Annotated in this window: 11 protein-coding genes and 2 tRNA genes; 8 read left to right on the top strand and 5 right to left on the bottom strand. The window is 49.6% G+C overall.

Annotation, left to right across the window (positions count from 1 at the left end; translation table 11 throughout):
• Positions 1–10 precede the first annotated feature (10 nt).
• The 4 genes from C2M34_RS13680 to C2M34_RS13665 all read left to right on the top strand — a co-directional run bounded on the left by C2M34_RS13680 (position 11) and on the right by C2M34_RS13665 (position 2693).
• Positions 11–1363 carry an MATE family efflux transporter gene (locus tag C2M34_RS13680; RefSeq protein WP_105259089.1) on the top strand — a complete coding sequence of 451 codons (1353 nt, stop codon included), beginning with the start codon at positions 11–13 and terminating at the stop codon, positions 1361–1363.
• Positions 1338–2366: a DUF3080 family protein gene (locus C2M34_RS13675; RefSeq protein ID WP_105259088.1), complete on the top strand. Its 1029-nt coding sequence runs from the start codon at positions 1338–1340 to the stop codon at positions 2364–2366. Before C2M34_RS13680 ends, C2M34_RS13675 begins: the two co-directional genes overlap by 26 nt.
• Before the next feature lie 145 nt (positions 2367–2511).
• Positions 2512–2588 (top strand) — tRNA-Val (locus C2M34_RS13670).
• 28 nt (positions 2589–2616) lie between these two features.
• Positions 2617–2693: transfer RNA gene (locus C2M34_RS13665), tRNA-Val, on the top strand.
• A gap of 570 nt (positions 2694–3263) precedes the next feature.
• Here the strand turns inward: C2M34_RS13665 and C2M34_RS13650 are convergent.
• The 3 genes from C2M34_RS13650 to C2M34_RS13640 form a co-directional block, all read right to left on the bottom strand.
• Positions 3264–3629, bottom strand: coding sequence for a VOC family protein (locus C2M34_RS13650; protein ID WP_105259087.1), 366 nt, complete (start codon positions 3627–3629; stop codon positions 3264–3266).
• A 116-nt stretch (positions 3630–3745) separates the two neighbouring features.
• Complete coding sequence (gene glnS / locus C2M34_RS13645; RefSeq protein ID WP_105198859.1) at positions 3746–5413, bottom strand: glutamine--tRNA ligase; 1668 nt, start codon at positions 5411–5413, stop codon at positions 3746–3748.
• An 85-nt stretch (positions 5414–5498) separates the two neighbouring features.
• Positions 5499–5891, bottom strand: coding sequence for a VOC family protein (locus C2M34_RS13640; RefSeq protein ID WP_105259086.1), 393 nt, complete (start codon positions 5889–5891; stop codon positions 5499–5501).
• Between the two features lie 172 nt (positions 5892–6063).
• On the opposite strand from C2M34_RS13640, the gene C2M34_RS13635 reads away from it, so the two are divergent.
• The 4 genes from C2M34_RS13635 (at position 6064) to C2M34_RS13620 (ending at position 12077) form a co-directional block, all read left to right on the top strand.
• On the top strand, positions 6064–6483 hold the full coding sequence (locus C2M34_RS13635) for a CBS domain-containing protein (protein ID WP_105259292.1): 420 nt from the start codon (positions 6064–6066) through the stop codon (positions 6481–6483).
• Positions 6484–6565: 82 nt separating this feature from the next.
• On the top strand, positions 6566–7630 hold the full coding sequence (locus tag C2M34_RS13630) for a DUF3083 family protein (protein ID WP_105198857.1): 1065 nt from the start codon (positions 6566–6568) through the stop codon (positions 7628–7630).
• A 212-nt stretch (positions 7631–7842) separates the two neighbouring features.
• Positions 7843–8982: an efflux RND transporter periplasmic adaptor subunit gene (locus C2M34_RS13625; protein WP_105216123.1), complete on the top strand. Its 1140-nt coding sequence runs from the start codon at positions 7843–7845 to the stop codon at positions 8980–8982.
• Between the two features lie 2 nt (positions 8983–8984).
• On the top strand, positions 8985–12077 hold the full coding sequence (locus C2M34_RS13620) for an efflux RND transporter permease subunit (RefSeq protein ID WP_105259085.1): 3093 nt from the start codon (positions 8985–8987) through the stop codon (positions 12075–12077).
• Positions 12078–12264: 187 nt separating this feature from the next.
• Here C2M34_RS13620 and C2M34_RS13615 read toward each other — a convergent pair whose 3' ends face one another.
• Entirely contained in the window at positions 12265–12885 is a 621-nt protein-coding gene (locus C2M34_RS13615; RefSeq protein WP_105198854.1) for a TetR family transcriptional regulator, read from the bottom strand.
• Positions 12886–13025: 140 nt separating this feature from the next.
• The gene (locus C2M34_RS13610; RefSeq protein WP_199878801.1) at positions 13026–13898 is read right to left on the bottom strand and encodes a hypothetical protein; all 873 of its coding nucleotides are present in this window, start codon (positions 13896–13898) and stop codon (positions 13026–13028) included.
• Positions 13899–14104 lie beyond the last annotated feature (206 nt).

Below are 14104 nucleotides of genomic sequence, written 5' to 3'. Positions count from 1 at the left end.
TTTTTCACTTATGAAGTTTTGTACATGGGAAGCAAGTCGCCTGCTGCGCCTTGCCGCACCGGTATTTTTTGCCCAGGTGACCCTGGTGTTGATGTCTGTGGTCGACACCATTATGGCCGGTCAGGTCAGCGCTACCGACTTAGCGGCCTTGTCTATCGCTACCGGCTTGTGGAACCCTGTGGTATTCGCCCTGCTTGGAATTTTAATTGCACTGACCTCACTGGTGGCGCACAGCTTTGGCGCCGACGATGAAAAGGCCATTGCCGGTCACTTCCAACAGGCTTGTTATCTCGCCCTGATCCTGTGTCTAGTCGGCCTTATGCTGGGGCAATCTGCGGATCAACTTATTGCCCTGCTCGACACCAGCGGCGAGATTAAATCACTGGCCGGTGATTACATTACCTATGTGCAATTTGGGCTGCCTGGTTTTATCGTTTATTCCCTGTTTCGTAATGTTGCCGAGGGCAAGGCTTACACTACCCCAGCCTTTTATATTTCCATTATCGGTTTGTTGGTCAATATCCCCGCCAACTATATTTTTATTTACGGTAAGTTTGGCGCGCCTGCACTTGGCGGCGCCGGCTGCGGCGTGGCCACGGCAATTGTATTGACCGCCATGGGTGTCTCTTTACTGATCTATAGCATGATGAGCAAACGCATTAATGGCCGATTTCTTATCAATGCCTTTGCCCGCCCAAGTGTAAAAGCCATGTGGCAACAATTTAAGCTAGGTGTGCCCATCTCCTTGGCGATTTTCTTTGAAGTCACCTTATTTGCCTGTATTCCGTTATTTATCGCCTCCTTGGGCGCCGTAGTCGTCGCCGGACATCAGGTAGCTGCCTCGGTGACCACCTTATTGTTTATGCTGCCCTATAGCCTGTCTATGGCGGTAGCCATACGTTTTGGTAATCTTTATGGCCAGGAAGACTTCCAGGCACTGCGTCGCTGTATGAGCACCAGCTTTATTCTCGCCGTTGCTATTGCCGCATTCGTTGCGCTAATTACCTATGTGCTGCGCGCCGATATTAGCGCCTTATATAGCGATAACCCTGAAGTGCTGGCGCTGGCCACGGCGATTATGGTTCTCGCTTGTTTTTATCAATTGCCGGATGCGCTGCAGGTGGTAACCAGTGGTATGCTACGCGGTATTAAGCACACAGCGCCCATCTCCTATATCACCTTTTTCTCTTATTGGTTGGTGGGTTTTGCTTTGGGTTATGTGTTGGGCCGTACGGATCTGATAGTCCCGGCCATGGGTGCCCAAGGTTTTTGGCTCGGCATCATAGTTGGGCTATCCTGTGCTGCAGTACTGTTAATTTACGTGCTGCGGAGGCGTCTTGCACAAGCTCCTTTTAATTTTTAGCACACTGATACTACTGGGGGGATGCAGCGATCCTCCCAGCGCCCGCTATAACGAATATCAATATCGTCTTGGCAAGTATCTGGCCATAGAGCAACAGAGCCAGGTTCGCCTATCAACTTGGCAGCGCTTTGACAGCGAGCCTCTTCCCCCAAGTCAAAGCATAAGCCTGTTGGCGCTGGCAGACATTAACCATTGCCGTCTGGCCAGCCATATTGCCGCACATAACAACCAGCTTGGTAAGGTGGCCAGTGCCTCCGAGCGTTTTAAATATCATATCCGTTTTATCCAGTTGGTCGACCCTTGTCTCGAACATAGTCAAAGTACTGGCTTATCGGCTGAACTGCGCAGCGCCCTACAAGCGGAAAAACGCTTTAAAATGGCCCACGCCAAGCTGGCATTTAATCTGATGCTAAGCCGGGAGCCGGAGCTCAACCGACTCTTTACCCTCGCCGCCGCTGAGCTTGATTTTAACGAGCAGGCAGGACGGTCACAAAGCGCCGAAGCCTTAACCGTACTGGCCGATATGGCCAATGCGATAGCCGAAGAAAATTGGCATGCCATAGATGTAAATACGCTCACCCCGGCGCTGGCCAAGCTCAATGGTAACGATTATGTACGCAAGTTATTAACCTCGGCACGCAAACAAATTGCCCTAAACAATGAGTTGACCTCCCAACTCGAGCAAGTTTCTTTAACCTCCGAGATATGCCCACCTAAGCGCCGCAGCGACGCGGCCACCATATTACACAATATCTTCAACCTGTTTTTTATTAAGGAATTGCAGGGGTATCAGGGGCAACTCAGTGGTGCTTTGGAAGAATTTACGCCATTGTTGACGCAGGTGTGGCAATTTACCGGGAACAATAAAGATATAGAGGCCAAGCGCGCAATTGTTGGCACGCAGGAGCAAGCAAACCTATTGGCTCAACTTAAGGCATCAAGCCGTAATCATGTGCGCTGGTGGCAAGGGTTTTACGCCCAGTGCGATATTAGTCCGGTATGAATAAAAAAAAAGCAAACAATCAGGAAATTAGCCAATTGCACTTGCTAAGCCCCTGCACACACTATATATTACACGGCGTTGCCAATGAGGTAGAGGCAGGACACTGCTTCATGAATGATTTTATTGGCGCTAAAAACTAGATTGTACGACCGTAGCTCAGTTGGTTAGAGCACCACCTTGACATGGTGGGGGTCGGTGGTTCGAATCCACTCGGTCGTACCAATTCTCTAAAATACATCTCGTATTCTGTACGACCGTAGCTCAGTTGGTTAGAGCACTACCTTGACATGGTAGGGGTCGGTGGTTCGAATCCACTCGGTCGTACCAAATCTCTACAATATTTCTCATACTCAATAAAAACCCTAGCTCAGTTGCTTAGAGCACTACCTGCTCTCTATGACCCGGCCCAAGGTTCAGTGGTTCGAATCCACTCGGTCGTACCAAATCCTTAGCAAACACCCGTATTCTATACTTGCTTAGAGCACTACCTACTCTCTATGACCCGGCCCAAAGGTCGGTGGTTCGAATCCACTCGGTCGTACCAAATCTCTACAATATTTCTCGTATTCAATAAAAACCCTAGCTCAGTTGCTTAGAGCACTACCTGCTCTCTATGACCCGGCCCAAGGTTCAGTGGTTCGAATCCACTCGGTCGTACCAAATCTCTAAAATACCTCTCGTATTCAATAAAAACCCTAGCTCAGTTGCTTAGAGCACTACCTGCTCTCTATGACCCGTCCAAAGGCCAAGTAGTTCGAACCTACTTTGTCGTGCCACTCATTCAAAAGCTGCCATCTCTTTGTCTGGATAAAATCCCGAAATACAACTGTATCTTACGACCACACTGCGAGAATTATGCTCTCTTGTCGGGCTGAAAGCCCGACCTACAACGACCAGCTACTCCTCAGGCTCAGACCAGACCGCAAATTCATTGCCGCTGGGCTCAATAAAATGAAAGCGTCGGCCGCCTGGGAAGGAAAATATGGGTTTGCATATCACCCCGCCGGCGTTTTCTATTTTTTGCTTAGTTTGCTCAAGGGCGCTGGAATAAAACACCATCAATGCCGAGCCGTTTTGCGTGCTGGCACATTGGTCGCTGGCATAGAAACCGCCGTCGAGCCCGGCACCACTAAAGGCACTGTATTCGGGGCCATAGTCGGTAAATTGCCAGTTAAAAACTTGTGTGAAGAAATCCTTAGTCGCGCGTAAATCCCGCGCCGGATACTCAATGTAATTAAACTTTTCGTGACTTGTAGTGGACATGCTGAGCTCATAATTGTGTGTCTGTCCTTTTACGCTAGCATAAAAAAACGGATACCTATAAAAAGTATCCGTTTTTCAATTTGCTTAGCGTTTCGCTGAGAGCTTAGGTCGAAAGCTTAGTCTTGGTGCTCAATCTTGGCCCAAGAATCGCGTAAACCTACTGTTTGGTTAAATACCAAATGCTCAAAGTGATTGTCGCGACAGAAGTAGCCGGTACGCTCAAACTGATAACCTACTAGTGGCTGGGCATCCGCCAGGCTTGGCTCAAGTTTGGCATTGCTGACAATCTTCAGTGACTCAGGGTTAAGCACGCTGGCGATATCATCTGCAGAGCCTGGATTAGGCACATTAAACAGACGGTCATACAGACGTACTTCGGCTTCGATGCAATGAGTTGCGCTCACCCAATGGATAACGCCCTTCACTTTACGGCCATCTTCAGGGTTTTTACCTAAAGTATCTGCGTCATAGGTACAGTAAATGGTGGTGATATTGCCATCAGCATCTTCTTCGATGCGCTCGGCCTTGATCACATAAGCATTACGTAAACGCACTTCTTTGCCCAGTACCAAACGCTTGAACTTCTTGTTCGCTTCAACACGGAAATCGTCGCGCTCGATAAATACTTCACGCGTAAATGGCAATTGACGTGAGCCCATTTCTTCCTTGCTTGGATGATTAGGTGCATCAAGCATTTCTACCTGATCTTCCGGGTAGTTTTCGATAACGATACGTACAGGATCAAGTACAGCCATAGCACGGGCGGCGTTGTCGTTCAGGTCATCACGGATACAGGCTTCAAGCATACCCATTTCAACCAGGTTATCCTGCTTAGTCACACCGATACGCTTACAGAATTCGCGAATAGACGCTGGTGTATAACCACGACGGCGCAAACCAGCAATGGTTGGCATACGCGGGTCGTCCCAGCCATCAACATGACCATCAACCACCAATTGGTTAAGCTTACGCTTACTCATCATGGTGTATTCCAGGTTCAGGCGTGAGAACTCGATTTGCTGTGGATGACAATCAATGCTGATGTTATCAAGCACCCAGTCATACAGACGACGGTTGTCCTGGAACTCCAGCGTACATAATGAGTGAGTAATGCCCTCTAATGCATCGCTGATACAGTGAGTAAAGTCGTACATAGGGTAAATACACCACTTGTCACCGGTTTGATGGTGATGAGCAAAACGAATACGGTAGATAATAGGGTCACGCAACACCATAAATGAGCTGGCCATATCTATCTTGGCACGCAGTACACATTCACCTTCTTTAAACTCGCCGTTTTTCATCTTCTCGAATAACGCCAGGTTTTCAGCGGCTGGGGTATCGCGGTATGGGCTGTTTTTACCCGGTTCAGTAAGGGTGCCACGGTATTCACGGGCTTGCTCTGGGCTTAAGAAGCACACATACGCCAAGCCTTTGTTGATCAGCTCAACCGCATACTCATAAAGCTTATCGAAGTAGTTTGATGAATATTCAATCTCGCCATCCCACTGAAAACCAAGCCAACTCACATCTTCTTTGATGGAGTTAACATAGTTAATGTCTTCTTTTTCCGGATTGGTATCGTCAAAGCGAAGATTACACAAACCTTGGTAATCTTGCGCGATACCAAAGTTCAAACAAATTGATTTTGCGTGGCCGATATGCAGGAAACCATTTGGCTCAGGCGGGAAACGTGTATGAGTTTTTTGGTGTTTACCCGACGCCAAGTCTGCATCAATAATATTACGAATAAAGTTCGTTGGGCGATTTTCAATCTCCGCCATTGGGATACTTTCCTCTGAATTCTACGTGGCTTTTAACCAAGTTATTATGACAAAATCTGCCGTTAACATACAGCTTTTAGTAGGGTCAAACCAGTTTTAATTCAAGGGTGTTACCATCTGGGTCATGAATGTATAAAGAACGACCAAAACCCGTGGCGCCATAGCGTGTGGCAAATAGTAATGTCTCCATCACCCCTTTGCGTTTTAGCGTACGGATGAGCGCCTGCTCGCTCGGCGCCTTCACCTGCATGCAAATATGGGCTATGGGTGAGCTGCGTACATCCACCGCCGCCCCGCTATCAAGGCTGCCCTCGGTACTCAGTATGTCGATAAGCGCCGCACCAGCACGCAATTGATACAGGCCCTCATCCTCAAGTACCCGTTCAAGCATGGCGCCGAGTACCTCTTGGTAAAAAGCCAGTAACTGCTCTACCTTTGCAGTACGAATGACTACATGATCTAACCCCAGTAATTCCATAAACCACCTTTATTTGATTGAGATCTAAACTTGTTTCTATAGTTAAAGGTAGCGTGAAAAACACATAATCCGAAAGAGATAAGGAACCTGTATGTCTAATTCGACCGAGTCTAATTCAACCGAGTCTAATTCAACCGAGTCTAATTCAACCATATCTGAGCCGGGCGCCCCTATGCAGTGCGCCAGGGATTTAATGACCGCCACTCCCATCACCATAGCTGCTGATGCTTCCCTGTATGATGTTCATCAACTAATGCGCCAATACAATATTCGCCACATCCCGGTCACAGATGACAAGCAACACCTGGTGGGCATGCTGACGCAGAAAGTGATCATCGCCCAGGTAATGAAGATTATCTCGGTATTTGGCGCCGATGCCCTGGAGCGCAAAGAAAAGCAAACGCCTGTTAGTGAGATCATGCTGACTCGCTTTGATACCGTCGATTCCAGCGATCAGCTAATTGATATTGCCAAGTTTTTCTTGAATAACCGCCATGGCTGCATGCCGGTTTTAGAGGCGAAAAAGTTAGTGGGTGTACTGACTTCATCGGATTTCGTCAGGCTCAGTATTAGCCTGATAGAAAAGTCATAAAAGTTTAATCTAGCGCAACATCGTTGACATTTATCAGCACTAGAATGAAGCCAATGAAAACACCAAGGACTAAGGAACAATCATGGCTTCACAAAATCAGCACCGGGTCTATATCCCAACCAACGCCCGAGCTAACCAATATATCCTCGCCGAGTTTAAGCCCGACGAGGATTTTTATGCCTGTTTTAGCGATTATGCCAGCGCCCATCAACGCATAGTACGGCAGCTCTTTGCGCTGTGCGATGACGCCGAGCTATACAATGTGCACGTTTTAGTGAATGACAAGCTGCCTATCGTGCGCTTCCACGAGGAAGCCTATTGCTTAGAGACCAAACGCCAGCAATTGTTTTTCTACAACCCGCGCTATCACGAAGCCCACACCCTGCACGGCGATGACACACAAAAAGCCCGCAAGGTACGCTTATTATTCTTAGCCACAGGCGAGGATATTCGAGCCCACAGCGCCGATTTCCACTCCCGAGTAGCCAAGGTGCTAACAACATTGCAAGAGCAATTACCAAACCAGGCACAACCCTTCAAGGTTCGCGATCATCAGCACCTTACCTATGATATTTTTGCCCGCGCCAAAGGCTTTAAAGAAAGTTATGGCTACAAACTCAGAGCGTTGGACTCGCGTTATGAAGCACGCGGCTGTCCGCTGCCAGAGCACAGAGATCTCACCTATGCACGCTTTACCTTACCCCTAACTCGCCAAGTCAAAACCCAGCTTCTGGATAACGACACCACCGACTTTGCCCAGTTTTACGCCCGTATCGCCGACGCTTTCGTCACCGCTTGCGAAGCCAAGCGACTGCCACGTCGTGCCATGGTGGCCAATGGCCGTACGCCCCTGATCCGTCACCGCGATATCGACACCAGCGCCCATAATGAAGAGCTGGAAAAGTTAAGCTTTTTGCCGTGCCAGGATAATACCCAAAACTATGTACTTTATAATGGCAACCAGCTGGTACAAAGTATCGACTTTGTGATCGTTGCCGGCACCGAAGACAAGCATGATATGGGTTATGGCCGTTTTATGAATCAGGTAGAAAGTGTAATCAAATCCCTGTGTACAGAGCTGCACGTTAACCCCGAACGTCAAGACATCAATACCCGCTTCTATCAGCACCTAAGTTACGCCCTATAAGGCAAAAAATGCCCTCTTCTGCGCCGTCATTCCGCCCTGAATGGCGGCCACTTCAACAACAAACCAAACTATTAACCCCCTGATTAAATCAAGTTTATTACCATTGGTTACAACGAGTTACGTGTAAACGGAATAGTTTACCTTGCTTACATACGTTCATGTATGTATATTTGCACTCTATTTCTCGATTTGTTGTTCTTAGAAGGTTGGATATGAAAGCAAAAACCCTGGTCGCCTTAACCATAGTCGCGACACTTGGCCTTAGCGGCTGTGAACAGTCGGGCGCGCAAGCTCAGACCCAAAGCGCACCGAGCGCGGTGGAAATTGAAGCATATCAGTTGCAGCCACAAACTGTGATGCAACACACCGAGTTGGTGGGCCGCACCGTGGACTTCCGCCAGGCGGAAATTCGCCCTCAGGTTAGTGGTATTTTGCAGTCCCGCCTCTTTGAAGAAGGGCAAATGGTTGAAAAAGGCGATCTGCTTTATCGCATCGACCCTGCTCCTTTTGAAGCCGCTCTTGCCAGTGCTAAAGCGAGCTTAGCCAAAGCCGAAGCTGGGGTAAAAAACACCACTGCCCGCGCTAAGCGTATTAAAAGCCTGCTCGGCACCAACTCGGTCAGCCAACAGGACTTCGATGATGCTGATGCCCAGCGCCTTGGTGCCCAGGCCGATTTAGCCGCCGCCAAAGCTGCGGTACTGAGCGCCCAAATCAACCTGGATTACACCAGTATTCGTGCACCGATCAGCGGTCAAATCGGTCGTTCTTTGGTGACCGAAGGAGCCCTGCTTACCGCGAACCAAGGTAATGAACTGGCAACCATTCGCCAGTTAGACCCTATCTATGTGGACATGACCAAGGCAGCATCCAAACTGGCGTCATTGCGCCAGGCCATTACCACTAATGCCAGTAATACAGGTGTTGCTCCGGCGGTCCAGCTAAAGCTTGATGAGCAACTTTGGTATGGCCACTCTGGTGAGTTGCAGTTCTCCGAGGTCAGCGTTGACCCATCGACGTCTATGGTTACCATGCGTGCGGTATTCCCAAATCCAGATGGTGAACTCCTACCCGGTATGTTTGTACGTGCCCAGCTTGAGTTAGGTAACACCAACAACGGCCTTTTAGTGCCACAAAAGTCAGTGGTACGCACGCCTAAAGGTGAAGCCACCGTGATGGTAGTAAACAGCGAAAACACCATTGAGGTGCGCGTGGTCGAACTAGCTCAGCAGGTTGATCAAAGCTGGCTGGTAAACAAGGGCCTTAAAGCTGGCGATATGGTGGTGACCTCGGGTTTACAAAAAATCCGTCCTGGGGCGCTGGTTAAAGTTACCAACAACCCATCGGAGGCATAAGTATGGCGAATTTCTTTATTAGCCGACCAATCTTTGCATGGGTGATAGCAATAGTCATCATGCTGGCCGGTTTGTTGTCTGTTAAACAATTGCCGGTTGAGCAGTACCCTCAGGTAGCACCGCCAGCGGTAACTATTACCGCCAGCTACCCGGGTGCGACAGCAAAAACCGCCGAAGACGCCATCACTCAGGTTATTGAGCAGGCCATGAACGGCATCGACAACCTGATGTATATGTCGGCACAGAGTGACTCTTTGGGTAATGTAACCCTGACCCTGACCTTTGAAACCGGCACAGATCCGGATATTGCCCAGGTTCAGGTGCAGAACAAGCTACAGCGCGCTATCCCACTGTTGCCACAAGAAGTGCAGCAACAAGGTGTAGCTGTTGCCAAATCGAGCGGCAGCTTCTTAATGGTTGTCGGCTTTATTTCCGAAGACGGTTCCATGACCCGTGAAGACCTTTCCGATTACGTGGTGTCAAACGTAAAGGACCCGATCAGCCGTACTCCAGGTGTAGGTAACCTCACCGTATTCGGTAGCCAATACGCCATGCGTATCTGGTTGGATGCAGACAAACTCAATGAGTTTCAGCTAACCCCAACAGATGTGACCAGCGCCATTCGTGTGCAAAACAACCAGGTGACCGCAGGTCAGCTAGGCGGTGCACCGGCTTTACCAGGTCAGCAATATAACGCTGCAATTACGGCACAAAGCCGATTGAGCAGCCCGGAAGAGTTCGGACAAATTCTGCTGCGCGTAAATGCCGACGGCTCACGCGTATTACTTAGCGATGTTGCCCGTATTGAACTTGGCGGTGAAAACTATGCGGTTATGGGTCGTTATAACGGCATGCCAGCAACCGGTTTTGCCATTGAGCTTGCCACGGGTGCCAACGCCCTGGATACGGCCAATGCGGTAAAAGCACGTTTAGCCGAGCTTGAAGCCTATTTCCCGGCCGGTGTTAAAATCACCATCCCTTACGACACCACGCCCTTTGTTGAAGTGTCTATCAGCGCCGTAGTACAAACCCTATTTGAAGCCGTGATCCTGGTATTCGTGGTTATGTATCTGTTTATGCAGAACTTCCGCGCCACGCTGATCCCAACTCTGGCCATTCCCGTCGTATTACTTGGTACCTTCGGCATCATGTCGGCCATGGGTTTCTCTATCAACACCTTGACCATGTTCGGTATGGTACTGGCCATCGGCCTCTTGGTGGACGATGCCATAGTTGTGGTAGAAAACGTTGAGCGGGTCATGAGTGAAGACGGCCTGGGACCAGTTGAAGCCACGCGTAAGTCCATGAGTCAGATCACCGGTGCCCTGGTAGGTATCGGCCTGGTATTGTCGGCGGTATTCGTACCCATGGCGTTTTTCGGCGGAGCCACCGGTGCCATCTATAAGCAGTTCTCTATCACTATCGTATCGGCCATGGCGCTGTCGGTGCTCGTTGCTATCGTCTTTACGCCGGCCCTGTGTGCCACTATTTTGAAGCCAATCCATGGCGATCATCATAACAAAGGCGGCTTCTTCGGCTGGTTTAACCGCACCTTCGACCGCGGTAATGACAAATACGGTAAGGCCGTAGGCGGCCTGTTGAAGCGCCCTGTTCGCTCTATGGCTTTATACGGTGTGATCGTAGCGGTAATGGCACTGATGTTTGCCCGCCTGCCGTCGTCTTTCCTACCAGAAGAAGATCAGGGTATCTTCCTGACCATGGTGCAATTACCAAGTGGTGCCAGCCAGGAACGTACCGAAGCAATTATGACGCAAGTATCGGATCACTATGGCAGCGAAGAAGCGGTGCAGTCTGTATTCACCGTAAGCGGCTTTAGTTTTGCCGGTCAGGGTCAAAACGTCGGTCTTGCCTTCACCCGTTTGAAGGACTGGAGTGAGCGTGACGAAAGCCAAAGCGTGCAAGCGATTATTGGCCGCGCCATGGGCAAGTTCTCAACCATTAAAGAAGCACAGATCTTTGCCTTTAACCTGCCACCTATTGTGGAATTAGGTCAGGCCACCGGCTTTAACATGTTCTTGCAAGACCGGGGTGGTCTTGGCCACGAAGCCCTGCTGCAGGCACGTAACCAGTTCCTTGGCATGGCCGCACAACGTCCAGAGCTGATGGCGGTTCGTCCAAACGGCATGGAAGATGCGGCGCAGCTGCAGGTAGATATAGACCAGCTTAAGGCTCAAGCTTTGGGTGTGCCAATTAGCGAGATCAACAACGCCTTGTCTATCGGCTGGGGTTCAACCTATGTGAATGACTTCGTTGACCGTGGCCGCGTTAAGAAGGTGTACGTGCAGGCAGATGCCGAGTTCCGTATGACTCCTGAAGACTTAAGCCACTGGTATGTGCGTAACAATCAAGGCGAGATGGTGTCATTCGACAGCTTTGCCAGCAGCCGCTGGGTGTATGGCCCACAGCGTTTGGAGCGTTATAACGGTATCTCGGCGATGGAGATCTTAGGTCAACCGGCACCAGGATACAGCTCGGGTACGGCCATGAATGTGGTTGCCGAGTTGGTAGACCAACTACCGGAAGGCATCGACTTCGAGTGGACCAGCACCTCGTATCAGGAGAAGATGTCTGGCTCACAGGCGCCCTTCTTGTACGCCCTGTCGATCCTGGTGGTATTCCTGTGCTTAGCGGCGCTGTATGAGAGCTGGTCGATTCCATTCTCGGTGATTATGGTGGTGCCATTGGGTATCGTCGGTGCTCTCGGTGCGGCCTTTATCTTCGGCTTGGAAAATGACGTCTACTTCCAGGTGGGCCTGTTGACCACCATGGGTCTGGCCTCGAAAAACGCCATCCTGATCGTGGAGTTTGCTAAAGACCTGCAACAACAAGGTCTGGATGTTATTAAGGCAACGCTTGAGGCTATCCGCCTGCGTTTACGCCCCATCATCATGACCTCACTGGCCTTCTCACTGGGCGTATTGCCACTGGCGATCAGTACAGGTGCGGGCTCGGCAAGTCGTAACGCCATAGGTATCGGCGTACTAGGTGGTATGGCAACGGCGACCTTCCTGGCAATCTTCCTCGTCCCGGTGTTCTATTTGGTGGTACAAAAAATCTTTGTACGCAATAAATAATACCAATTCTGTTAAGTATGTGATCAGAGATAGCGCTGGATAAATGATGTGATAACAAGGCGGAGTTTTTCTTATGTAGTTATCCTACATAGAAAAATTCCAACGCCGTAAGCATGATATTTAGCCCGCTAGAATGATTAGCTATTTAAGTGAATTGGTATATGCAGGCACTGCAAGCCGGGCTAATTTAGCCCGGCTTTTTTAGGCCTACAAATAAGGTATCGAGTAAGGGCTCGACCTGCTTGGTCAGGTTCATACAGCCCGGGTGCTGTAGATACTGGCTTAGCAAACCGACGAATAAAGCGTTAAGCGATATTGCCGCATCTTCGGGGCGAATACATGGGTTTAACTCACCATTATCCAGGGCACGATTAAAAGCTAAAGTTAAAGTCGCAATCACTTCCTGATTCAACTCTTTTTGCTGCGCCACCACGGGGTTAAGCTCTTCCACATACTCACAGCGATGGAACACCACGGTGAGCACGCGATAATATTGTGGCTCCTGCTCAACCAAGAGCATAGAGCGACAAATCACATCTTTCACCTGTGCCAAGGTGCTTTGTTCATTGGCCTGCTGCAGTTCGCTCAGCATCATTCTAAAGGGCAAGCGAATACGCTCAAGCATGGCATTAAATAGATCGTTCTTATTGGCAAAATGCCAGTAAATGGCCCCCCTAGTTACCCCCGCCGCGGCGGCAATATGCGCCAAGGTGGTACAGGACACGCCATGATCAAAGAATAGTTGTTCTGCAGCATCGAGGATGGCCGCCCGAGTCTGCTCTGCATCGGCCTTACTTCGCCTTGCCATTATGCTTGCCCATTAGTTTTAGTTGCTGATTATATTAACATATTAGTTACCAAGTTTGACCAGCAAGTGTGGATTTAGGGCATAATTTCCATATAAAAAAAGGGGCTATTTGCCCCCAACTGCTAAGGTAACTTAACTTATTACTCGATCACCACAAAAGGCATATTTATGTTTGCCGCATTGACCTCAGACACCCAAAGATAATTACCCGGTGCCAAATCGACGCTGACATAGCCATGGTTACCGGCACGCATCTGTTCAATGCCGCCTAAAAAGGTCACAGGTGCCGGCGCGCGTAAGCCACCGACATTGGTCCAGTCCATCCAAAAATACACCTGCTGTAAATCCGTACCCTCTTCGAGCTTGGCCAGATGTAAGTCATAGGGTAAAAAGCCCGGCGGGTTTTCACCTATATCGATACGAAAGGTGTGTTTACCCGCTTTCACCACCTCTGGCCCACTAATGCCGGTGTTGGCGACTGTCAGATTATGAGTGGCATCGGGTAGCTCCTGCTCGGTGGGTCCGGGATGGACCTGTATCTGATGCAACATCCCCATCAGCGTGTGCCATTGGCCATCAGGGGCTTTCACATAGCATTCGAGCAAATAAATACCGGGCTTATCGATATTAAAGGTCGCCTCGACGCTGTGGCCATTGGACAAGAGCCCAGCGCCCCCTACCCAGGTCATTTGCAGCCCCCAGTCCGGGACATTCTGCTCCAGAAATGGACCTATATCTGCTTTAGTCATTTCGCCGCTGCGCAAACCCTGCATTATGGGATCAAACGCGGGGGCTACGTCTCGCAGCTGATCCTCTATGGTCTTCCCCTCCACCAGACGATACATGGCCACAAAGTGCTCCTGGCCACCGCGATTGGTAAACGCAAAGGTCGTCCAGCCGGTGGGTAAATAATCCGGCGCCAAGATGGCATATTCTGTGGTGGTGATATCCACCTTATTGACGGGTGTTAACTCAGCCCTTGGCACAGCCTGTGGCAACGCCTGTGGCGTCATCTTTTCTTGCTCATTGCTCGCCACTTCGCTTTGAGGTGCTCCACAAGCCGATAACATAATGACCAGAGCAAAGCTAAAAAGTGACTTAAATATATTTAACCCAGGCACATAAACCCCCTTGGTTTAATTTGGCGTTAAGGTTAAAGCCTAGTTAAAAAGGATGATTTGGCAACCTATCATTGCCACCCTGGTGTGGGTCGGTAAGA

This window comes from Pseudoalteromonas sp. T1lg88 (assembly GCF_002964765.1).
Taxonomy (GTDB): Bacteria; Pseudomonadota; Gammaproteobacteria; order Enterobacterales; family Alteromonadaceae; genus Pseudoalteromonas.
Note: the sequence above shows the minus strand (reverse complement) of the source record. Positions and strands in the feature narration are given on the sequence as shown.